22 protein-coding genes are annotated in these 21,844 nt (G+C 71.8%); 6 read left to right on the top strand and 16 right to left on the bottom strand.

The genetic code is table 11. From position 1 onward, the window contains the following. Nucleotides 1-59 precede the first annotated feature (59 nt). The 8 genes from HUT19_RS37570 to HUT19_RS37535 all read right to left on the bottom strand — a co-directional run bounded on the left by HUT19_RS37570 (nucleotide 60) and on the right by HUT19_RS37535 (nucleotide 8,166). Complete coding sequence (locus tag HUT19_RS37570) at nucleotides 60-1,508, bottom strand: APC family permease (protein WP_176185225.1); 1,449 nt, start codon at nucleotides 1,506-1,508, stop codon at nucleotides 60-62. A 125-nt stretch (nucleotides 1,509-1,633) separates the two neighbouring features. Further along, nucleotides 1,634-2,356, bottom strand: a complete 723-nt coding sequence (locus HUT19_RS37565) for a TetR/AcrR family transcriptional regulator (protein ID WP_176185223.1) — start codon at nucleotides 2,354-2,356, stop codon at nucleotides 1,634-1,636. Between the two features lie 57 nt (nucleotides 2,357-2,413). Continuing rightward, complete coding sequence (locus tag HUT19_RS37560) at nucleotides 2,414-3,262, bottom strand: fumarylacetoacetate hydrolase family protein (RefSeq protein WP_176185221.1); 849 nt, start codon at nucleotides 3,260-3,262, stop codon at nucleotides 2,414-2,416. Further along, nucleotides 3,255-4,175, bottom strand: a complete 921-nt coding sequence (locus HUT19_RS37555) for a 3,4-dihydroxyphenylacetate 2,3-dioxygenase (RefSeq protein ID WP_176185219.1) — start codon at nucleotides 4,173-4,175, stop codon at nucleotides 3,255-3,257. The genes HUT19_RS37560 and HUT19_RS37555 overlap by 8 nt, the downstream gene beginning before the upstream one ends. Beyond that, nucleotides 4,168-5,643, bottom strand: a complete 1,476-nt coding sequence (locus HUT19_RS37550) for an aldehyde dehydrogenase (RefSeq protein WP_176185217.1) — start codon at nucleotides 5,641-5,643, stop codon at nucleotides 4,168-4,170. The genes HUT19_RS37555 and HUT19_RS37550 overlap by 8 nt, the downstream gene beginning before the upstream one ends. A 260-nt stretch (nucleotides 5,644-5,903) precedes the next feature. Continuing rightward, nucleotides 5,904-6,710, bottom strand: coding sequence for an acetoacetate decarboxylase family protein (locus HUT19_RS37545; protein ID WP_176185215.1), 807 nt, complete (start codon nucleotides 6,708-6,710; stop codon nucleotides 5,904-5,906). Between the two features lie 11 nt (nucleotides 6,711-6,721). Next, nucleotides 6,722-7,972: an NAD(P)/FAD-dependent oxidoreductase gene (locus tag HUT19_RS37540; protein ID WP_176185213.1), complete on the bottom strand. Its 1,251-nt coding sequence runs from the start codon at nucleotides 7,970-7,972 to the stop codon at nucleotides 6,722-6,724. Further along, nucleotides 7,969-8,166, bottom strand: a complete 198-nt coding sequence (locus tag HUT19_RS37535; RefSeq protein ID WP_176185211.1) for a ferredoxin — start codon at nucleotides 8,164-8,166, stop codon at nucleotides 7,969-7,971. Before HUT19_RS37535 ends, HUT19_RS37540 begins: the two co-directional genes overlap by 4 nt. Nucleotides 8,167-8,434: 268 nt before the next feature. Here HUT19_RS37535 and HUT19_RS37530 point away from each other — a divergent pair, with 268 nt between their 5' ends. From HUT19_RS37530 to HUT19_RS37515, 4 genes are all read left to right on the top strand, one after another. Then, nucleotides 8,435-9,790: a glutamine synthetase family protein gene (locus HUT19_RS37530; RefSeq protein WP_176185209.1), complete on the top strand. Its 1,356-nt coding sequence runs from the start codon at nucleotides 8,435-8,437 to the stop codon at nucleotides 9,788-9,790. Nucleotides 9,791-9,836: 46 nt separating this feature from the next. Beyond that, nucleotides 9,837-11,126: a cytochrome P450 gene (locus tag HUT19_RS37525; RefSeq protein ID WP_176185207.1), complete on the top strand. Its 1,290-nt coding sequence runs from the start codon at nucleotides 9,837-9,839 to the stop codon at nucleotides 11,124-11,126. 224 nt (nucleotides 11,127-11,350) lie between these two features. Then, entirely contained in the window at nucleotides 11,351-12,169 is an 819-nt protein-coding gene (locus HUT19_RS37520; protein WP_176185205.1) for a maleylpyruvate isomerase family mycothiol-dependent enzyme, read from the top strand. A gap of 131 nt (nucleotides 12,170-12,300) precedes the next feature. Next, complete coding sequence (locus tag HUT19_RS37515; protein ID WP_176185203.1) at nucleotides 12,301-12,807, top strand: DUF664 domain-containing protein; 507 nt, start codon at nucleotides 12,301-12,303, stop codon at nucleotides 12,805-12,807. Here the strand turns inward: HUT19_RS37515 and HUT19_RS37510 are convergent. Beyond that, a complete protein-coding gene (locus HUT19_RS37510) occupies nucleotides 12,804-13,232 on the bottom strand; it encodes a tautomerase family protein (RefSeq protein WP_176185201.1) in 429 nt (142 codons plus the stop codon). The two genes, HUT19_RS37515 and HUT19_RS37510, sit on opposite strands and share 4 nt — an antisense overlap. A 168-nt stretch (nucleotides 13,233-13,400) precedes the next feature. On the opposite strand from HUT19_RS37510, the gene HUT19_RS37505 reads away from it, so the two are divergent. Further along, nucleotides 13,401-14,162 (top strand): metalloregulator ArsR/SmtB family transcription factor, encoded by a 762-nt coding sequence (locus HUT19_RS37505; protein ID WP_176187771.1) that lies wholly within the window; start codon nucleotides 13,401-13,403, stop codon nucleotides 14,160-14,162. A gap of 43 nt (nucleotides 14,163-14,205) precedes the next feature. Here the strand turns inward: HUT19_RS37505 and HUT19_RS37500 are convergent, their stop codons facing one another. The 3 genes from HUT19_RS37500 to HUT19_RS37490 form a co-directional block, all read right to left on the bottom strand. Then, the gene (locus HUT19_RS37500; protein WP_176185199.1) at nucleotides 14,206-15,315 is read right to left on the bottom strand and encodes a diaminopropionate ammonia-lyase; all 1,110 of its coding nucleotides are present in this window, start codon (nucleotides 15,313-15,315) and stop codon (nucleotides 14,206-14,208) included. A gap of 100 nt (nucleotides 15,316-15,415) precedes the next feature. Continuing rightward, nucleotides 15,416-16,117: a pentapeptide repeat-containing protein gene (locus HUT19_RS37495; protein ID WP_176185197.1), complete on the bottom strand. Its 702-nt coding sequence runs from the start codon at nucleotides 16,115-16,117 to the stop codon at nucleotides 15,416-15,418. A gap of 6 nt (nucleotides 16,118-16,123) precedes the next feature. Beyond that, nucleotides 16,124-16,699, bottom strand: coding sequence for a GNAT family N-acetyltransferase (locus HUT19_RS37490; RefSeq protein ID WP_368661729.1), 576 nt, complete (start codon nucleotides 16,697-16,699; stop codon nucleotides 16,124-16,126). Between the two features lie 611 nt (nucleotides 16,700-17,310). Between HUT19_RS37490 and HUT19_RS37485 the strand changes: the two genes are divergently transcribed. Next, nucleotides 17,311-18,150, top strand: a complete 840-nt coding sequence (locus tag HUT19_RS37485) for a hypothetical protein (protein WP_176185195.1) — start codon at nucleotides 17,311-17,313, stop codon at nucleotides 18,148-18,150. Nucleotides 18,151-18,202: 52 nt separating this feature from the next. Here the strand turns inward: HUT19_RS37485 and HUT19_RS37480 are convergent, their stop codons facing one another. The 4 genes from HUT19_RS37480 to HUT19_RS37465 all read right to left on the bottom strand — a co-directional run bounded on the left by HUT19_RS37480 (nucleotide 18,203) and on the right by HUT19_RS37465 (nucleotide 21,828). Next, the gene (locus HUT19_RS37480; protein WP_176185193.1) at nucleotides 18,203-19,393 is read right to left on the bottom strand and encodes a damage-control phosphatase ARMT1 family protein; all 1,191 of its coding nucleotides are present in this window, start codon (nucleotides 19,391-19,393) and stop codon (nucleotides 18,203-18,205) included. 38 nt (nucleotides 19,394-19,431) lie between these two features. Beyond that, the gene (locus HUT19_RS37475; protein WP_176185191.1) at nucleotides 19,432-20,265 is read right to left on the bottom strand and encodes a pentapeptide repeat-containing protein; all 834 of its coding nucleotides are present in this window, start codon (nucleotides 20,263-20,265) and stop codon (nucleotides 19,432-19,434) included. A gap of 69 nt (nucleotides 20,266-20,334) precedes the next feature. Next, nucleotides 20,335-20,619, bottom strand: coding sequence for a hypothetical protein (locus HUT19_RS37470; protein ID WP_176185189.1), 285 nt, complete (start codon nucleotides 20,617-20,619; stop codon nucleotides 20,335-20,337). A gap of 66 nt (nucleotides 20,620-20,685) precedes the next feature. Further along, a complete protein-coding gene (locus HUT19_RS37465; RefSeq protein WP_176185187.1) occupies nucleotides 20,686-21,828 on the bottom strand; it encodes an inorganic phosphate transporter in 1,143 nt (380 codons plus the stop codon). Nucleotides 21,829-21,844 lie beyond the last annotated feature (16 nt).

Raw genomic sequence — 21,844 nt, 5'->3', positions numbered from 1 at the left:
GTCCTCTCGTTGGGTGGCGTCTCGTCGAGTGGCGTCCGGGGCCGTTCACCGGGTGCGGCTCAGGCGGTGGGACGGCGGGTGAGGCGGGCCGCCGCGGCGCCCAGCACCAGCACCGCCGGGACGGTGAGCGCGAGCCAGCCGGCAGTGGTCCTGTCGCCGCCGATGAGGGTGGTGAAGTTGGCGAGGATCAGCCAGATGGCACCGGCGATGCCGAGCGCGCCCAGGGCGGGTGCGATCAGGGTGTTCCAGGGCCGGGGGTCCAGCCGTTCCCGGCGGAAGAAGACGATCACGGAGACGGAGGTCAGGAAGTAGAGCAGCATGATGCCCAGCACCCCCACCCCGCTGAACCAGGAGAACAGGGACAGCACCGGGTCCTTGCCGGTCAGCGCGAACGGCACCACCAAAGCCACCGCGACCAGGGTCTGTACGGCACCGGCCGCCCAGGGCGCGTGGCGGCGGTTGAGCGCGCTGAGCCGCGCGGGCAGCAGTCCTTCGCGGCCGAGCGAGAACAGATAGCGGTTGGCGGAGTTGTGGAAGGCGAGGATGCCCGCGAAGAGGGAGGTGGCGAGCAGGATCGGCAGCACATCGCCGGCCCAGGTGCCGAACCGGTCGGCGACGGGCGCGAAGACGAACACCGTGGAGTCGCCCCCTGCCAGCGCCTTCCCGGCGGCGCCGGTGGCCTTCGAGGGTCCGTAGGAGGAGACCAGCATCCATGAGGTGAAGGCGAAGAAACCGGTGACGACGGCGACCGACAGATAGGTGGCGCGCGGGACGGTGGTGCGCGGCTCACGGGCCTCCTCGCCGTAGATGGCGGTGGCCTCGAAGCCGAACATCGACGCCACGGCGAACATCAGCGCCACCCCCGGCGCGCCCTGGAGGACCGCGTCCGGTGAGAAGGACCGGGTGAAGGCGAGTCCCTCGGGGCCGCCGCCCTGGACGAAGGTGACCACACCGAAGGCGAGCAGGATGCTGAACTCCGCCAGGACGAACACGGCGAGCACCTTGGCGCCCACCTCGATCCCGACCGCGCCGAGCGCCTGGACGACGGCCATGGTGACCAGCGCCCACACCCACCACGGCTGGTCCACCCCGGTGTGGTGGGCCATCAGGGCGCTCATGGTGGCGCCGTAGAGCCCGTACATGGCGGCCTGCACGGTGCAGTACGCGAGCAGCGCGACCGCCGCGCTGCCGCTGCCCGCGGTCCGACCGAGGCCCTTGCCGATGTAGGTGTAGAAGGCGCCCGCGTCCACGACATGGCGCCCCATGGCGACGAAGCCGACCGAGAACAGCAGGATCACGGCGCCCGCCACGGTGTACGCGGCCGGGGCGCCCGGTCCGCTGCCGAGCGCGATGGCGATGGGGACGGCTCCGGCGATACCGGTGAGCGGGGCCTGGGCGGAGAGGACGAAGAAGAGGATGCCCAGGACGCCGAGGGCGTTGGGCTTGAGCTGGGCGGTACGGGGGGTGTCCTGCACGGTCTGGCTTCTGGCGACCGTTTGACTGTCCACGCGGATCACCTGTCCGGGGAGAGGAGCGAGCTTTCGTTTTGAGCCAAACGAGTTGCCTCATGGTGTGCCGAACGGACACGTTTGGCAAGGGGCGGGACCACCGGATCTCCCCCGGCGGACGTCCGTCAGTCGTCGTCGGCGGTACCGGCGTCCGTGTCGGGGCCGGTGCGCGCGCCGGGGTCGATGTCCGCGTCCGGGCCGGTGTCCGCCGTCAGGGCTCGCAGCAGGGAACGCAGCTCCTCCAGCGCGGCATCGGTGTGCTCCGCGCCGCCCAGCACCAGCTGGTGCAGCACCAGGCCGTCCAGCGCCGCGAAGACCAGCCGGGCCAGCGCCCGGTTCGCACCCGCGGGCAGCATCCGGGACAGCTCGCGCTGGGCCGCGTCGAAGTACTCCTCGTACAGCGCGCGGAGCCGGGGCAGCAGCTCCGGCCTGCGCCGCGATTCGAGCAGCAGCTCGTACTGGAACGCCTGGGCGTCCGGGTCGCCCGTCACCATCGCCGACAGACCGGTGGCGAAGTCGGTGGCCCGGCCGGTCCCGGGTTCGACCGCGCTGACGCTGAGACTGGTGCGTACGGAGTGGGCCAGCGCCTGTTCGATCAGCGCGTCACGCGAACCGAAGTGGTGCACGACCAGACCGTGGGTCACCCCGGCCTCCTCCGCCACCGCGCGATAGGTGAGGTGGCGCAGACCGCGGCGGGCCACCACCCGCACGGCGGCGGCCAGCAGCGCTTCGCGGCCCGCCCCGTAGGACACCCGTCTGCGGGGCCTGCCGCCACCGGCCGCGGACCCGGACTTCCCGCCGTTCCCGGCCGCCTCGCCGCTTCCGGCCGTCCCGGCGGATTCGGTCATGCCCGCGACCCTACTCGCCACCCGGCCGGAAGCGGCCGGGCGGCGCCCCGGTACGGCTCAGCCACGCCGCGGCGGCCGGATACCGCGGTACTCCCAGTCGCCGCCGAGGGCGGTGGACAGTACCTCCTCCGACTCCGTGGGCTGGGCGCCGACGTCGGTGCGGATCGGGGTGGGCCCGGCCACGATGTGGTTGCTGAGCCTGCCCAGGCCCTCCACCTCGACCTCGACCACATCGCCGGGCCGCACCGGGCGGGAGCCCGCCGGGGTGCCGGAGAGCAGCACATCGCCGGGGTGGAGGGTGATGGTGCGGGCGATGTCGGCCACGAGGTAGTGCATGTCCCACTCCATCTCGTCGGTCGAACCGTCCTGCACGACACGCCCGTTGACATAGGTGCGCAGATACTTGCCGCGGAAGTCCCAGTCGGTGACCAGCCCCGGGCCGAGCGGGCACAGCGTGTCCGCACCCTTGACGCGCAGCATGGATCCGGCGTCGGTGTCCCGGAAGTCGTGCAGACCGTAGTCGTTGGCCACGGTGTATCCGGCGATGTACTCACCCGCCTCGTCCGGGGAGACATTGCGGCAGGTCCCGCCGATGACGATGGCCACCTCGCCCTCGTAGTTGAGCCACTTGCAGCCCTCGGGACGGACCACCGCGCCCCGGTGGGCGTTGAGCGCCGAGGTGGGCTTGTGGAAGTAGGTGGGGGCCGGGGCCAGCGACACCTGGAACTCCTCCACCCGGCTGCGGTGGTTGAGATGGACGGCGATCACCTTGGTGGGCACCACGGGCGGCAGATGGTGTGCCTCCTCGGCCTTGACCCGCCGGCCGTCCCCGGCGACCAGTTCCTCGCCGTCGCGGACGGCCTGGACGGCGGCGCCGTCGAGGAGGACACGGCGGTACTCAGGCATGGGCGGACTCCTGTGTCACGGTGCGGGGCGCGGTCCAGCCGGCGGCGGGACGGTCGAACCAGAGATGGGCCTGGCCGGTGCCGATGGAGTTCTCGTAGGCGCCGTACTGGCGGGCGGTGGCGGTGCACTCCGCCCCGCCGAGGGCTCCGGCCATCATGAAGTAGTGGGAGAAGCGGGCCTCGGGCCTGTGGGCCCAGAACTCCGGCATGGTGCGCAGCACCTCGTCGTGGCGGCCCTCCTTGAACCACGCGATGCGCCGTTCGTCGGCGGCGCGGGCCTCGGGGGTGAAGATGTGCGCGGGGTCGCTGGACTCGTGGTCGCGCAGTTCGCGCAGCGGCCAGAAGGTGTGCGAGAGAGCGCCGGAGGCGATCAGCAGCACCCGGCGGCCGGGGGTGGCGGCGATACCGTCGGCCAGGGCCCGGCCGAGCCGCAGATGGTCCTCCATGTCGCCGGTCTGGCAGACGCCGATGGACACCCAGCGCTTGTCCGGCAGGCCCGCGCCCAGGAACGTCCACAGATTGATGGTGGCGTAGTAGACCGGCAGATACGGATCGTCGATGGCGGTGATCCAGGTGCCGTGCTTCTCGGCGAACCGGGCCACGTTGTGGGCGAGTTCGGGGTCGCCGGGGAAGTCGTAGGGCATCCGGCACATCCCGCGCGGCAGTTCCTCGGAGGTGAACAGGCCCGCGCGGCGCGGCTGGGCGGTGACCACGAACTCCACGGTGGTGGCCCAGTGGGAGTCGAGGACCACCACGGTGTCGTAGTCATCACGCTCGAACACCTCGCTGCGGAGCTGTTCGAGCCCGGTGACGAGGGTGATCTCCCGGCCCTCGTTCAGCCGCAGCCGGTCCTCCTTCGGGAGCACGATGGTCGGCACATGGGCGAGCAGCCCCGCCCCGGCGATCTCACCCATGGCTCTGCCATCCCTTCGGGGCGGTGACGGTGTTCTTGAGGTCGCAGTAGAAGTCGAAGCTCCAGGTGCCGCCCTCGCGGCCGATACCGGAGCTGCGGGAGCCGCCGAAGGGTGCCTGGAGGTCGCGGACGAAGAAGCAGTTGACCCAGACGGTGCCCGCGACGAGCCGGTCGGCCACCCGCTCGGCCCGTGCGCGATCGCCGGTGGCGAGGGTGGCGGCGAGGCCGAAGCGGGTGTCGTTGGCGAGGGTGACAGCCTCCTCCTCGGTGTCGAAGGTCTGGAGGGTCAGCACCGGCCCGAACACCTCCTCCTGGACGATCTCGGAGTCCTGGGCGACATCGGTGAGCAGCGTCGGCCGGTAGTAGAGGCCGTCGAGTCCGGTGCGGGGTCCGCCGCCGACCACCGCGCGGGCCCCCGCGTCCAGGGCGCGGCGCACAAAGCCGTCGATCTTCTCCAGCTGGCGGGCGTGGATGGTGGGGCCGATGTCGGTGGCCTCGTCGCGTGGGTCGCCCTGGACCAGGGTGGCGGCCTTCGCGGTGAAGCGCCGGGTGAACTCCTCGGCCACGGAGGACTCGACAAGCAGCCGGGTGGCGGCCAGACACACCTGCCCGGCGTTGTCGTACTGCTCCACCGCCAGGTCCACGGCCAGGTCGAGATCGGCGTCGGCGAACACCAGCAGCGGCGACTTCCCGCCGAGTTCCAGGCTGAGCGGGGTGAGATGGGCGGCGGCGGCCCGGGCGATCCGCCCGGCGGTCGGCACCGAGCCGGTGAAGCTGATCCGGCGGACCCCGGGGTGGGACACCAGGGCGTCGCCCGCCTCGGCGCCGTAGCCCTGGAGGACGTTGAGCACCCCGGGCGGCAGACCGGCCTCGGCGGCGATGTCGGCGAGCAGGGACGCGGTCAGCGGGGACCACTCGGCGGGTTTGAGGACGACGGTGTTCCCGGCGGCGAGGGCCGGGGCCACCTTCCAGGTGGCCAGCATCAGCGGCGCGTTCCACGGGGTGATGAGGGCGCAGGGCCCGGCCGGGTCCCAGGTGATGTGATTGGTGTGGCCGCGGGTGGTGAAGTCCTCGTGCTCGCTGTCCAGTTTGAGCAGCCAGTCGGCGAAGAAGCGGAAGTTGTGGGCGACGCGGGGCATCACACCGCGGCGGTGGGAGCGCAGCAGTGCGCCGTTGTCGGCGGTTTCGACGGCCGCGAGGTCCTCGAGCCGCTTCTCGACACCGTCGGCGATGGCGTGCAGCAGCCGGGCCCGCTCGGTGTGCGGGGTCGCGGCCCAGCCGGGGAAGGCGTCACGGGCGGCGGCCACGGCTGCCTCCGCCTCGGCGGCGCCGCCGCGGGCGATTTCGGCGAGGGGGGTGCCGTCGATCGGTGAGACATCGGTGAAGGTGTCCGGGGAGGCGACACGCCGGCCGCCGATCCAGTGCCGGGTGTCGACGGGGATTCCGGCGACGGTGGTCCGGTGGGTCATCCTGCGCTCCATGTGACGAGGGGTCGGGTCGCCCGGCTCGAGCCGACGGCGGTCGAGGGGCTGGGGGCCGTGGGGTGGGGGGCGGCCCCGGTGAGGGTGTCCAGTGCCGCGTCCGTCAGGGTTCGCCCGGTGGCGAGGCGTCCTGGCGCGTGCGATCGCAAGGCGGCAGAAGCCCTCGTAGGGGGCCTGCTCGGGCTTTGGGCCAACGCAGCGAGCGTGTGCCGGGGCGGCGAGCGGGGCGAACCTTGGCTGACACGGCCCTAGGAGGAGCCGGAGGTGTTGGACTCCAGCAGGTGGCCACCGTCCCAGACGACGCCGACCTGCCGGTAGTACGCGGCGATCGGTTCGCGGATCTCCAGCCGCGCCAGTTCCTCGGTGGGCGCCTCGAACAGCTCCAGCTCGGCGTCGCCCGTCCATGCCTGCCCGGCCTCGAACTCGGCGGCGCCGGAGGCGATCAGCTCGTCCAGGGCCAGGCCCTTGCCCTTCTCGATGGAGGGGAGCCAGCGGTGGTGGGCCATGGGGTGGCCATTGACGAAGCCACCGGTCTCCGAGGGTTCGCGCAGGGTCAGCACCGTCTGGGCCAGCCGGCGGTCCGCGGCGGCCAGGGTGGCGCCGAAGCGTGCGCCCGGGGCGATCCGGGGGGCCGGACCGTAGGGGTGGGGGCGGGTGAGATGGACCGAGCCCAGTTTCTTGGGGTAGCCCTGGTGCAGTCCGCGGGCGATGGCGAAGTCCTTGTCGACCCAGATGTAGACGCAGCGCGAGTACGTCTGCCCGCGGTAGGCGCAGCGGACCACCGCGAACACCTCCTTGTACTGGGCGCGCACCGGGTCCAGCAGCTCTTCCTTGCCGGCGGAGCACGACTGCCAGTCGGCCCAGATCAGCGCGACCGCGCCGGGGTCCTCCTCGGCGAGTTCCAGTGGTTCGGGCAGCAGTTCCCGTACCCGCGCGGGGTCGGTGCGGTACTCGACGGTGAGCAGATCGCCGGAGTAGTGCCAGGGGGGCGAGGGGATGAGGGACGACGCTCCGGTCGCCGTCTTGGGGTGGAAGTAGCCGCGCGGGCCGGACATGGTGTGGCTCCTCAGACAGTCGCGGGGGTGGGGGCGGTGAGGGCGGGCTGCTGGAGCAGCCGGGCGCGGTAGCGGGCGGCTGCGGCGACGGCGGTCCGGCCCCCGAGGGCGACCACACCGGTCAGCCGCCCGTCCGCGGTGTGGTAGCCGGCCACCACATCGCCCGCCAGGTCGCCGTCGAGGATCCGGATGTCGGCGGTGCCGAACCCGGGGGCGCCGAAGGACTGGAGCCGGAAGTCGTGCTGGTCGCTCCAGAAGGTGGGCAGCGGTGCGAACGGGGTGGGGTCCGGCTCGGCCCCGGTGAGGGCAGCGACCAGGGTCCTTGCGGCGCGTTTGGCGGTGTCACCGGGGATGGACCAGTGCTCGACCCGGCGCGCCACCGTGTCGTAGCGGGCGTTGGGGAAACGGGCCACATCGCCCACCGCGACCACCTCGGGTACGGCGTCGCCGTGTGCCACCGCCCGCAGCAGTGCGTCGGTCAGCACCCCGTCGGACAGGTCGAGTCCGTTGCCCTCCAGCCATGTGGTGGCGGGGAGCGAGCCGACCGCCTCCACCACCACATCGGCGGGCAGCACCGAGCCGTCCTCGAGCACCACACCGCTGATCCGCTCCCCGCCCTGGAAGCGGGTGACACCCCGGCCGAGCGCGAAGCGCACCCCGCGCAGCTCGTGGCGGCGGCGCAGTTCGCGGGCGAGTGGCGCGCCGAGCGGGCGGAGCATCGGGAGCGGTTCGGGGGCGACCACGGTCACCTCCGCGACACCGAGTCCGGTCGCGGTGGCGGCCACCTCGCAGCCGATGAATCCGGCGCCGATCACGACCACCCGCGCCCCGCGGCGGGTCAGCGCGGCCCGCAGACCGTGGGCGTCGGCGAGGGTGCGTACGGTGTGGCGGCCGCTGCCGGGGCCGGAGGGGCCCGCGCAGCGCAGCCGCCGGGGGCGCGTTCCGGTGGCGACCACCAACCCGTCGTAGCCGAGCCGCTCACCGCCGTCGAGTTCGACGATCCGCTCCATGAGCCGGGCGGCGGTCACGGTGGTGTTCAGCCGCCAGGTCACATCGGCGGTGCTCGCCCGCGGGGTGAAGGCGAGGGAGGAGAAAGGGGTCTCCCCGGCCAGTGCCTCCTTGGAGAGCGGGGGCCGGTTGTAGGGCATATGGGGCTCGTCGCCCAGTACCGTGATCTCGCCGGTCCAGCCCGCGGCGCGCAACTGTTCGGCGGCGCGCAAGCCCCCCATGGAGGCTCCGGCGACGACGATGCGGCCGGTCACGGGGTGGTGTCCGCGACCCGGATGGCCTGCAACGGGCAGACGTCCGCCGCGTCCTCGACATCGGCGCGCAGCGCCTCGTCCGGCTCGCTCACGAACACCAGATGTCCCGCGTCGTCGAGCTGGAAGACGTCGGGGGCGGCGAAGACGCACTGGCCGTGGTCCTGGCATTTGTTCATGTCGACGACGACCTTCATGGCCGGTTCCTCCTGGAGGTGAGGGCGTCCGGGGGGTGCGGGGAGAAAGGGGCCCGGCACGGTGGCCGGGCCCCGGCCACAAGGGGTGCGAGAAGCATCCCTTGACTCGTTTGGCTTCAAACAAGATATGCAGCCATCGGACCCTGGTCAATGCCTGTCCAGATGGATAAATATGTGGCCCGACCCCCTTGCGGGGCGAGACCTCCCTCCATAACGTTTGGCATCAAATGAAAGCCCTGAGGCATCCGAACCGCCCGAGGAGGCATCGGTGACTGCCCACGACCCAGCGCACGTCCGCCACCACATGGACCGGCTCGCCGCCGAGGGCATCGATGTGGTCCGGGTGTCCTTCCCCGATCTCATCGGGATCGACCGGTCCCGCGATGTCCTGCTGGAACACCTTCCCGCCGCCTGTGCACACGGTCTGGCCTTCTGCCGCGCCGTCTACCACACCAGCCCGCAGGGGGATGTGGTCCCGGTCTCCGGCGGCCTCGACGCGGGGCTGCCCGATGTGGTCGTCACCCCCGATCCGGAGACCCTGGTCACCCTGCCCTGGGAGCCCGGGGTCGCGTGGTGCCTCGGCGACACCATCGATCCGGCCACCGGCGCACCGGCCCCCGAGTCACCGCGCGATCTGCTGCGCTCCGTCCTCGCCCGCTGCGCGGACGCCGGACTGCACCCGGTCATCGGCCCCGAGCTGGAGTACTTCCTGCTCGAACCGGACCCGGCCGCCCCCTCGGGCTGGCGCCGCCACTCGGAGGTCCCCGGTGCCGTGTACACCGCGGGGCTGCGCGCCGACCCGGACAACCATCTGTTGCGCACCCTGCGGATGCTGCGCGACCTGGGCATCGGCGTGGTCACCGGCAACCATGAGTTCGACGGCGGGCAGTACGAGATCAATCTGACCCACTCCGCCGGTCTGGACGCCGCCGACCGCGCCTTCCGCTTCAAGTCCGCGGTCAAGGAACTCGCCCGAAAAGAGGGCAAGTTGGCCACCTTCATGGCCAAGCCCCGCAATGACGCGGGCGGCTCCGGCTTCCATCTCCATCTGTCCTGCGACACCCCCGAGGGCCACAACGCCTTCGCGGACCCCGTCGCCCCCTTCGGGCTCTCCGACTCCGCGCGCCACGCCGTCGCGGGCATTCTCGCCCACGCCCCGGCACTGGCCGCGCTGCTCAACCCGACCGTCAACTCCTACAAGCGGTTCGGCCCCGACACCCTCGCCCCCTGGCTGATCGACTGGGGCCTGGACAACCGCAGCGCCATGGTGCGCATACCGCCCGAGCGCGGCGCGGGCACCCGTCTCGAACTGCGCCTCGGCGACGCGGGCGCCAATCCCTACCTCGCCATCGCTGCCGTGTGCGGCGCCGCGCTGCTCGGTGTCCAGGAGGGTACGGAGCCGCCCGCCCCGCTCGAGGGCTACGGCTACGACCCCGAGAAGTCCCGGCTCCTTCCGCGGTCCCTGGCGGCCGCCCTGGACGCGCTGGAAGCCGACGAGGCCCTGGCCGGTGTCCTCGGCAAGGACTTCACCTCGTCCTTCCTCTCCTACAAACGCGATGAGGTCCAGCGCTTCGAACGCCACGTCACCGACTGGGAGTTCACCGAGTACGCCTACCACCTGTGACGGCCGATGACCCCCGCCTGACGCCCCCGCCTTCGAAGGAGCCAACGTGACCTCCCCCGCCACCGCCCGCACCGGGGTGCCCGAACCCCTCCCCCTCGACGAGGTGGACCTGACCGACCTCGACAGGTTCCGCGACGGGACCACTCCCTGGCGGATGTTCCACACCCTGCGCCATCAGGACCCCGTCCACTGGCAGCCCGAGGCCGCGCCCCACCACGGGTTCTGGGCCGTGACCCGGCACGAGGACATCGTCCGGGTCGACCGCGACCCCGAGACGTTCACCTCGACCAAGTTCGTCAACCTGGAGGAAGTGGACGAGGACCAGATCGCCCGCCGCGCCTCCATCCTCGAACTGGACGGACTGCGCCACCAGGCGCTGCGCCGGCTGCTCCAGCGCCAGTTCGGCGCCGGGGTCATCAACACCTACACCGACTTCCTGCGCGGACTGACCGCGAAGACCCTCGACACCGCCCTCGCCCAGGGCCGCTTCGACTTCGTCCAGGAGGTGTCCGCGGATTTCCCCATCAATGTACTCGCCCGCCTCCTCGACGTCCCCGAGGACGACACCCAGCAGCTGATCGACTGGGGCAACCGCATCATCGGCAACACCGACCCCGACTACGCCGATGTGCTGCTCGACAGCGCGGAGAGCGAGAACTACCGCGATCTGCCGTTCCGCTCCCCCGCCTCCCTCGAAGTGTTCGCCTACGGTCGGGAACTGGCGCGTCAGCGGCGCGGCGGTGACGGCACCGACCTGGTGTCCCGGCTGGTCAACGAGACCCCACGGGACGGGGTGCCGCTCTCCGGGCAGGACTTCGACAACTACTTCCTGCTGCTGGTCGTCGCGGGCAACGAGACCACCCGGCACGCCATCTCGCACTCCATGCTCGCGCTGATCCAGAACCCGGGCCAGCTCGATCTGCTGCGCCGGGACCCCTCCCTGATCCCGGGCGCCGTGGAGGAGTTCCTGCGCTGGGCGTCGCCGGTCTACCACTTCCGCCGCACCGCGACCCGCGATGTCGAACTGGGCGGCAGGCACATCAAGGAGGGCGACAAGGTCGTCATGTGGTACGCCTCGGGCAACCGCGACGAGGCCGTCTTCCCCGACCCGTACGCCTTCGACGTCACCCGGCGCTCCAACGACCACGTCACCTTCGGCAAGGGCAGCCCCCATCTGTGCCTGGGCAATCTGCTGGCCCGCACCGAAATGCGGATCATGTTCGAGGAGCTGATCCCGCGGATCGCCGACATCCGGCTGACCGGCGAAGTACCCCGGGTGCGCTCCAACTTCGTCAACGGCATCAAACATCTGCCGGTCGAGGTGGTCACCATCTGACGGTCCCTCAGCACCCCGCCATCACGTAGAGATCACCTCAGGATGCCGCGTACTGGCCCTGCTGGGCGTTCCGGAGGAGCGGATGGTGGCGGACTTCACGCTCACCGAGCGGGCCACCGAGCGCCTGTGCGCACGTGCGGGCGGCGTTCGGCTCTCGGCCGAGAAGCTCCGCTGCGGGCGAACGCGTGGCGCACGGCGGAACCGTGGCGGGAAGAGTGTCACGTATGGACTTCACCGCGCATTTCCACCGAGAGATCACGGCGTTCGAGGCCGTCGCCCGCCAGGCCGCCGATGGCGGCGACGCACCACTGGTCCCCTCCTGCCCCGACTGGTCGATGTCCGATCTGGTGTTCCACCTGGGCGCCGTGCACCGCTATGTCGCCCACACCGTACGGGAACGGCTCGCGGAGCCGCCGGACACCACGGACATCAGCCTGTTCCAGCCGCCGGAGGACCGCGAGGGCTGGCCCGCGCCCGAGGGCGGACCGCATCTCGGGCCGGTTCCGGGGAGCCTCGTCGACTGGTTCGCCGACGGGGCCGCCGCGCTGGACGCCCTGTTCCGGAGCGTCGATCCGGACGAGCGGGTGTGGACCTGGTCCACGGAGCGGTCCGCCGGATTCTGGCTGCGGATTCAGAGCATCGAGGCGGCCCTGCACCGCTGGGACGCCGAGCTCGCCGCCTCCGTACCGCCCCGGCCGATGGCGGCCGAACTCGCGGCCTACGCGGTCCCCCACACCTTCGAGGTGATGGCACCGGCCCGGCGTGTCTGGAAGCAGGCCCCGCCCGGCGCGGGCGAACACTTCCGGTTCCGCCGCACCGACGGTCCCGAGGTGTGGTCGGTCCGCTTCGAGGGCGACGCCGTCCGGCTCACCGAGCACACCGCGCCCGGCGCCCCGGACGAGCCGTGCGATGTCGAGCTGACCGGTACGGCCTCGGATCTGATGCTCTTCCTCTGGCAGCGCGTCCCCGCGGACCGGCTCGCGTCGGTGACCGGCGACCGTGCGGTGCTCGACCGGTATTTCACCCTCGTGCCACCGGTCTGAGCCCGTGGCTCCGCCGCCCCCGGGTGCAACGATGGTACGCAAGCCGAGTGGCGGACCGACCGAAAGGCCGAGTGGCGGACCGGCCGGGCGGCGGACCGGCCGACGACGGACGAGCGACGAGGGAGCCGCGTATGAGGAGCGCAGATCTGCTGGCCGACGCCTTCGACCGGGTGTCCGAGGCCGTGCACATGGCCGTGGACGGTCTCAGCGAGGACGAACTGGCCGTACGGCTCGACGCCGGGGCCAATTCCATCGCCTGGCTGGTCTGGCATCTGACCCGTATTCAGGACGACCATGTCGGCGACGCCGCGGGCACCGAGCAGCTCTGGACGACGGACGGCTGGTACGACCGGTTCGGGCTGCCGTTCCCCCCGGCGGCCACCGGCTACGGCCACCGCGGCAAGGACGTGGCGGCGGTCCGGGCGGACGCCGAGCTGCTCACCGGGTACTACGACGCCGTGCACGAGAACACGCTCGCGTACGTCCGGGGGCTCCGGGACACCGACCTCGACCGGATCGTGGACGAGGCGTGGACCCCGGCGGTGACCCTCGGCGTCCGGCTGGTCAGCGTCATCGCCGACGATCTCCAACACGCGGGACAGGCGGCCTTCGTCCGCGGGGCGCTGCGGCGGCGTTAGGACGCGCCATCCGCCACCGCCGTCTCGCCGGTCCCCTCCGGGGGGACGGCGTACTGCGCGATCCCGTGGCCGAAGGACCAGTCGATCGACTCGTTCTCGGTGATCGTGATGAACACATTGCGCGGCTCGGTCCCGGCGTACTCCTCGGCCAGTTCGGCGATCCGCCGGTACAGCGCCCGCTTCCGCTCGGACGGGCGCCCGGCGCGCATCGTGATCGCGACGAACACGATGCCGTCGTCGCGGTGCACCCCGAGGTAGTCGTCGTAGCGCAGGGCGCCGCTGGCGCCGTCGTGACCGGTGAGGATCTGGAACCGGTCGTCGGGCGGAAAGCCGATCGTCTCCACGAGGGCGTCGTGCACGGCGCGGCCGAGCGCGTCCAGCCGCTCGCTGTCGGCCCTCAACGCGTCGATACGGACCAGGGGCATGGCGGGGTTCTCCTTCGTCGGTCGCCGATCTCGTCGGTCGCCGATCTCGTCGGTTGCCGATCGCGGCCATCGCGGTCGACTGTACATACTAGTAGGTACAAAGCGCGACCAGTCAGATCGATTGACATGCAGGTAATCGCCTGCATAACGTGAAGCGTGAGCTCGGACATGGACAAGGTCTTCAAGGCACTGGCCGATCAGACCCGGCGCTATCTGCTGGACCGGCTGCATGAGCACAACGGGCAGACACTGGGCGAGCTGTGCCACCGCCTGGAGATGACCCGTCAGTCCGCCACACAGCACCTGGCCGTGCTCGAGGCCGCCCATCTCGTCACTACGGTCCGGCGGGGCCGCGAAAAACTCCACTACCTCAATCCCGTCCCCCTCCAGGAGGTCCAGGAGCGGTGGATCGCCACGTTCGAGCGCCCGCGGCTGAGCGCGCTGAGCGCGGTGAAACGACAAGCGGAGGAAGCCATGGCCGACAAGCCGACGTTCGTGTACGTCATCTACATCGAGTCCACACCGGAGAGGGTGTGGCAGGCGCTGACCGATGCCGATCTGACGGCCGAGTACTGGGGCCACAGCAATGTGTCCGACTGGCGGCCCGGTTCCGCCTGGGAGCACCGGCGTACGGACGGCTCGGACATCGCCGATGTGGTCGGCACGGTCGAGGAGAGCGTGCCGCCGACACGACTGGTGACCACCTGGGCCGCGCCCGGCGAGGAACCCGCCGGAGGGCCCTCGCGGGTCACCTTCGACATCCAGCCGCACAACGAGATCGTCCGGCTGACCGTGACCCACGAGAACCTGGCCGACGAGGCCGAGCGGGAGGCGGCGGCCGGAGGCTGGGCCGCGGTGCTGTCCAACCTGAAGTCGCTGCTGGAGACCGGGAGTCCACTGCCGCAGCAGCCCTGGCTGATGACCCGCTGACCGGCCGTCCCGCCACCCTGTGCCTCGGTGGCCACCGGAGCCGTCAGGGCGAGGCTCCCGGGGTGGTGGCGGGATTGGCCGCCGTGCCTTCGGTACTCAGCAGCACGAGGGTGGCGGTCGGTGCGACCCCGAGCGCGCCACGTCGGTCGTCGGCGCCCTCCCCGGTGAGGGCGGCGCGCACACCGGCCAGCGAGGCGGCGCCGCAGGGCCCCGAGGAGACACCGAGGGCGGCGAGGTCACGGGAGGCGCGGGCGCTGTCGGCATCGGTGACGGCGACGGCCGCGTCCAGCCCGTCGCGCAGTGCGGGCCAGGCGAGACCGGAGGGCGTACCGCAGTTCAGGCCGGCCATCGCCGTCTCACCGGTGTCCACGGCGACCGGCTCCCCGCGGACCAGACTCGCCAGCACACAGGCCGCGGCCACCGGCTCCACGGCCAGCAGGGCAGGAGCGGGGCCGGCGGGGCGGCTCCGGTAGTGGGTGACGGCGGCCTGGGCGAGCGAGCCCACCCCCACCGGAACGGCGAGCAGATCCGGCAACTGAGCCCTCATGGCCCGTAGTTGCTGATCGATCTCATGGAACAGGGTCGCGTAGCCCTCAACGATCCAGCCCGGGATCTCCTCGTACCCGGGCCAGGAGGTGTCCTGGACCAGTACGGCCGACGGCTCGTCCGCGGCCTCGGCCGCGCGCCGCACCGCCACGTCGTACGGCCCGTCCACCCGGGTCACCCGCGCGCCCTCGGCCTCGATGGCGGCCACCGCGTCCGGGTGCACACCGCGGGGAACGAACACATGGGCGGGCCGTCCGTTCAGCCGCGCCATCCGGGCCACGGCCCGGCCGTGGTTGCCGTCGGTTGCGGTCACCAGCCGTACGGGAGCGCCGGGCGCCCGCCCCGCCAGGATCCGGTGGATCGCCCAGGACGCGCCGAGCGCCTTGAACGCGGGCAGCCCGAGGCGGGACGACTCGTCCTTGACGAACACCCGGCCGACACCCAACTCGGCTGCGAGCGAGGGGAGTTCGGTCAGCGGAGTGGACGCGTAGTCGGACCGCGCCGTATGGAAGCGGCGTACGTCGTCCGGGGCGGGCGGACACCTCCAGGTCCGGGCCGCGGGCCGGGCGAACCAGGTGGCGGGAGGCTGAGCGGGGGAGGAAGGCATCGTTTGCACCCGACCACCGTGCCGCCCGCCCCCGGGTCCGGTCCAGCGTATGGCCCGCCGCCGCAGAGGGCCGACGGCGTTCTTCTCCCCGGGTCAGCCCTCAGCGTCTGCCGCCGTGTCGGCCGGACGGGCGGCGCGCCGGACCGGATCCGGTCTCCGCCACCCTGACCCCGAGCACATCGGCGAACATCGGGGCGAGCTCCAGCAACTGCGCGCCGGTGATGACGGCGCCGCGCAGGGCGTCATGGCCGTCGGTGAGCTCCAGCCGGGTGGCCTCCCGCAGATCGGTGTCGGCCATCCGCGCCCCGGCGAACCGGACGCCCTCCAGCGCCGAGCCCGGGAACTCCACCCGGGTCAGCGCGGCCCCGCTGAAGTCGACGTCCCGCAGCAGGCAGTCGGCGAAGGCGACCTCCCGCAGGGTGGCGGTGCGCAGGTTGACCGACTCGAACTTACAGCGGTGGAAGGTGACCCGGTGCAGCTTGGCGCCGAACGCCTCCGGACCGGCGAGCACACAGCCGATGAGCTCGGCGTCCAGCCAGTCGGTCTCCGCCAGGTCGGTGCCGACCCAGCGCACCCCGTCCAGCCAGACGTCATTGAACCGGGCGCCGCGGAAGCGCCCCGCGGTGAAGGTCACGGAGGAGAAGGCGCACTCGAGGAAGCGGGCGTCGTCGCCCTCGGCCCCGTCGAAGTCGGCGCCGTCCAGATGGACGGTGTCGTAGTCGCCCCCTTCGGCCAGGGGCCCGTCGAACCCGCGGAGATGGCGTGCGAACGGCAGATCGGCGAGCCGACGAGGGGGTGGCACGGGATCTCACTCCTCCGGAGGGCGGGACGCGGGCTTCGCCCGCTTGCGGCTTCCATCATGGGGCAGCGGCGCCGGGGGGCGCGGATCACCACGGTGCACCGCCCACTCCCGGTCCAGCAGGGACATCAGCACGGCGTCGATCCACGCGCCCTCGTGCAGCAGCGCTTCGCGTTCCACTCCCTCGGTGACAAAGCCGACCTTCTCGTACGCCCGGCGGGCCCGGGGGTTGAAGGCGAAGACCCCCAGCGAGATGCGGTGCAGCCCGAGCCGTTCGAAGCCATGACCGACGATCAGGCGGATGGCCTCCGTGCCCAGGCCCCGGTCCCGCCCCCGTGGGCCGAGCAGCGTACGGAAGGCGCAACTGCGGTTGGGCTCGTCCCATTCGTGGAGCACGACCTCACCCACCAGCGCGCCGTTCGCCCGGTCGACGACCGCCAGGTCCAGCCGGTCCGGTTGCGCGCCCCGGCTTCCGTACCACTCCCGCAGCCGCCGCTCCCCGAAGGCGGGAGCGCCCGACCCACCGGTGAAACCGCGGACCTCCTCGTCCTCGAGGATGACGGCCATGGCCGGTGCGTCGTCCACGGTGAAGGGCGCAGCAGCGCCTTCTCGCCGACGAGGACGGGTTTGGTGGCGAAGTCGGCCGCCGGGCCGGGGGGCAATGAGGTCATCCGTGGATTCTGCGGGGAGGGGCGGGTCGTCCGCCACGGCATTTCGCCGCCCCCGTGGCGGCGCCCGGGACACCCGTCCACCCGCGCCCGCGCGCGAAATCCCGCCGCCGGTTTCGAGATTGGCCGACGGATGTGCCCTGACGGGGCCTGAATAGGACGACCTGGAGGTGTCCGCCCGGAACCGAGCGATCCTCCAGCGCGGCGGGAGTCCGGGACGGCACCCTCGGCGGAGGGGTTTCTCCAGGTGGCGGCGGTGTGAGCGGCGGGTGGGACACGTCCCCGATGGCATGGGGCATTGTCAATCCGTCATTTCGGGGAATATCCGTGTATTGCGGGGCACGGCTAGTTTTCTGCTCGCCCTGACACAAGGTCAGTTGTTACGAAGAAGGCGGGTTGGCAGAGATGATGCGTAGCCGAAGGGACATGCTGAGGGCGGCGACAGCCGTGGCGGGGGCCGCCGCGGTCGGTGGCATGGGGGCCGGAGCGGCCGCCGCCGTGTCCAAGGCACCTGAGGGGACCAGAGGTGTGCTGAGTTCGGTGGGGACGCGGCTGAACACCTTCCACGACGCCTCGGGCCGGGTGACCGTATCGGTGTTCTCGCACCGGGGGAATCCGCCGCAGCAGCACTGGATCGACGAGACCGTGCTCGTCGGCGACGGGGACATGGTGGCCATCGGCGGCGGTGCCACGGCGGTGGAGTACCCCCAGGGCGCGCTGCTGACCGCGTCGTACCCCAATGACGACCTGTCGGGGTGGACCGTCAGCGCGAAGGACCATGTCGACGCGCAGGCGTACGAGCTGGTCTCGTACGTCATCGGTCTGAAGATCGCCGGGATGAGCCGGGACGAACTGCTGCGGTCGGTGTACATCGCGCGTGCGGACAGCGGTGTGGCCCCGCATCCGGAGGCCGAGGCCGGGCTGCCGTCGTCGAACGACTACGTCCTGGTCGGCGGCGGCTTCCGGGTGGACTGGCACGGTGCGGGCAATCTGGCCACCGCGTCCTTCCCCGCCACCGAGACCTCCTGGAAGGTGCGGTCGAAGGACCACCTGGTCTCCGACCCGGCCAACATCCGCGCCTATGCGATCGCCCTGCGGCGGCAGCTGCGAGTCGGGACGGTGTACAACACCTTCACCCGGGCCGACGCCGGACGGTCCCCGCACCCGGCCGCGGTGGCGTCACTGACCCCCGGTTTCGCGCTGACCGGCGGCGGTGCCGAGGTGCACTGGAACGGCTCGGGCAATCTGCTGTGGAAGCTGGAACCGGCCACCGCTCAGACGCCCAGCTTCACCGCCGCCTCCAAGGACCACCACGTGCCCGATCCGGCCACTCTCACCGCCTACGCGGTGGGCATCCGCCTCGGCTGACCGCGGCGTCCGGCCACAAACTCCCGGAGCCCGGCCCCGCGCCGGCGGTGTCTCACCGCCGGCGCGGGCCGGGGTCGACCTGGATCAGCGCATGGGTGCCGGTGGTGCGCCACCCATCCGGGTGCGCGGTGTCGAGCGCGGCCACCGTGCGTTCCTCAAGGCCCACGATCACATCCGACTTCAGGGTGCGCAGCGCGGCCACCGGCCCGGGGAAGTAGGCAGTGCACTCTGCGAAGGGAGTGGTCGGAGGCCACAGCCGGTCGCCCACCAGTCGGCGGTAGTTGAGATCGCCCTTCATGACGGTCACGGTGGCCGAGGCGAATTCACGCCGCAGGCTGTCGGGCATCTCGGTGTAGGGCAGCGGTGCGCGGAAGAAGTCGTGGGCCCGGATCGTGAGTCGGCCGCTGCCCATCGCCGACCACAGCCGTCCGCCGATGTCGGCGACGGCTCCTTCGGACCGGGTCAGACGGCGCAGACAGTCGATGACATCGGCGGTGGTGGCGTCGGAGACGTAGTACGGATACGGCTTCACCGCCAGCACGGCCCGGTCGGCGCGGCCGTGGCACAGCAGATGGTCGAGGAGGACGAGGTCGGGCAGCAGCTCCCGCCCGGCGTTGTCCGCCACCAGATACACGGTGGCCGGGGAGCCGCTGGGCAGCAGTGACCACAGGGTGTCGATGTCGTCCGCGACGAGGGGCGCGTCGGCCTCGTCCGCCGTGCCCCCGGCGGCGGAGAGCCGGAAGCCGAGGTCCGCGCGGTTGCCCCACAGCGAGCCGTGCACCAGCGCGCTCGCCTGCCGCTCGGCGGGGGCCCGCAGCACCGTGCCGAGCGCGGCCAGTTCCTCGGTGGCCTCGGGGGTGTGCAGTTCGGCGTGTTTGAAGGGGCGGAACGGATCGATGCCCTGCCAGGGGCCGGGGCCGAAGTAACCGACCGCTTCGAGGAGTTGACGGTAGAAGTAGCTCTCGGCCCACAGGAAGGGCACATCGAACCAGGACCGGCCGAAGTGCTTGCGCCCCCACTCCTGCCACCGGTCGTGGTCGTGGGCGGTGGTGGGGAGCGGTGCGATGACGCCCTCGGTGCACTCATGGCGCAGGGCGTCGAGCGCGCGGTGCTGTTCGGGGCCGTACGGGAAGGCGTCGCGCACCTTTGCGATGAGCGCCGGATGCCGCTCGGCCAGCACGCTCCGGGCGAACGATCCGGGCCTGTCGCTCAGAATCACGGGCGCGTCGGATGCGTCGGGCATGGCAGCCAGGATTCCACACCGAGTCCCGGGCCGGGGAGCTACCAGTGCGCGGGGCGGGTGAGCGCGCTCGGCACCCGGGTGGCGGTGTCGCCCCGGGCCGCGTTGAGCTGGGCCTGGGTGAGGAACAGGGCGCCGGTGAGATCGGCTCCGCTCAGATCGGCGTCCCGGAGGTCGGCCCCGATCAGATCGGCCGCGCTCAGATCGGCTCGGGTGAGGTCGGCCGCGATCAGCAGGGCCCCGCGCAGGTTGGCGCCCCGCAGATCGGCACCGCGGAGCCGGGCCCCGATGAGATCGGCTCCCCGGCGGTTCTTCTTCTTTCCGGGGACCGTGGACCGTACCCGCTCACTGGTGCGCAGCAGCAGCCCGTTGACCTTCTCCCGGTGGGCCGCGAGGTCCAGGGCCCGCAACTCGTCGGCGCTGCCGCGGGTGAGGCGTGCCGTCTCGTCCAGCGCGTCGCGCAGTTCGTGGTGGAGCGACCGGACGGCGGGGAACGCCAAGGACTCGGTCAGGTACCACAGCAACTCGTGGAGCACACGCATCACCGGGAACACCGCGAACATGTCGGCGGCGGTGTGCGGGTGGCGGCGCCAGTCCCGTCCGGCGAACGTGTGGCGGGAGACCTTCTGCCCGGCGCCGAAGCAGTCGAAGACCGTGCAGCCGGAGAAGCCCTTCCCCCGCAGCTGGGCGTGGACACCGCAGCGGAAGTCCTCGCGCAGATTGCGGCAGGGCCGTCCCGCGTCCTTGTCGAACGCGAAGTCCGCCGAGGCGGCGAAGGGCAGCGCGACACAGCAGAGCGCGAAGCAGCTGCCGCAGTCGGACCGCAGGTCGAGGCGGTCCACCTCGCCGGAGGGGGCGTCGGACTGGTGTGACACCGTGTGTGATCTCCCGTTTCCGCGACGCGCCGCGGCTTGGGCCGGCGCTGGGCACAGGGCCTTATTGTCTCAGCCGGGAATGATCAGGTCGATTCCATAAGCGGCGACCGCCAGGCAGGCGGCGAAGCACACCGCCGCGGTGGCGGCGGCCACGGTGCCGGGGCGGCGGTGAAGGACACCGCGGCGGGTGGCCCCGGGACGAGTGACGCCGGAGCGGGTGGCGCTCGCGCGCTCGCCGTACGTCTCGGTGCGGCTCCACGCAGCGATGCCGAGCGAGAACAGGACGACGACCGCCACGGTGATCCCCAGACTGACGCCGAGAACGCCGCCGAGACTGCCCCATTCGATGTCCATCCCGTCCGGCTCCTCTCGTGTCCCCCGCGGTTTCCACTCCCCCGGTGGTCAGGCTCCCCGACCGTGTCAGGCGGCCCAGCGCGCCGTGCTCTCGGCGGCGTCGGGGGCGGGTAGCTGATTGACGTTGTCCGGGTTGACCGGCCGACGGCGCGAGAGCGCGTAGAACCCGGCCGCCGCCGCCACCGCCACGCCCGCCACCAGGGCCACACCCGCGTCGCCCCGGTCGGCGACCCACGCGGCGGTGCCCCCCACGGCCGCCGCCGCGGGCAGGGTGAGCAGCCAGGACATGGCGATCCGACCGGCCACGCCCCACCGCACATGGGCCAGTCGGCGGCCGAGCCCGGTGCCCAGGATGCTGCCCGTGCACACCTGGGTGGTCGACAGCGCGAAGCCCAGGTGCGAGGAGGAGAGGATGACCGCGGTCGCGCTGGTCTCGGCCGCGAAACCCTGGGTCGGCTGGATGTCGGTCAGCCCCTTCCCCATGGTCCGGATGATCCGCCAGCCACCGGCATAGGTGCCCAGCGAGATCGCGAGACCGGCGCTGAGCACGACCCACCACGGTGGTCCGGCGCCATGGCTGAGCACACCGCCGGAGATGAGGGTGAGGGTGATGACCCCCATCGTCTTCTGCGCGTCATTGGTGCCGTGGGCGAGGGCCACCAGGGAGGCCGAGCCCACCTGTCCCGCGCGGAAACCCTTGCGCACCGTACGGCCGGACACCCGCCGGGTGATCACATAGGCGAGATACGTCGCCAGCAGAGCGACCAGACAGGCCACGACCGGGGAGGCGAGCGCCGGAATCACGATCTTCTCGGTGATGGCGTCGAACCGCACGGCGGAACCGCCCGACCCCACCCACACCGCGCCGATCAGCCCGCCGAAGAGGGCGTGCGAGGAGCTGGAGGGGAGTCCGGCGAGCCAGGTGATGAGATTCCACAGGATCGCCCCGATGAGCCCCGCGAAGATCATCACCGGGGAGACCTCGGTGTCGTCGACGATGCCGTTGGAGATGGTCCGGGCCACCTCGGTGGACAGGAACGCCCCCGCCAGGTTGAGCACTCCGGCCACGGCCACGGCGACACGCGGGGACAGCGCCCCCGTGGCGATCGAGGTGGCCATCGAGTTGGCCGTGTCGTGGAAGCCGTTGGTGAAGTCGAACGCCAGCGCGGTGAGAATCACGGCGCCCAGAAGGAAGGTGACGGATTCCACCTCGGACCTCCCACCA

It is taken from the genome of Streptomyces sp. NA02950, from assembly GCF_013364155.1.
Lineage (GTDB): Bacteria > Actinomycetota > Actinomycetes > Streptomycetales > Streptomycetaceae > Streptomyces.
Note: the sequence above shows the minus strand (reverse complement) of the source record. Positions and strands in the feature narration are given on the sequence as shown.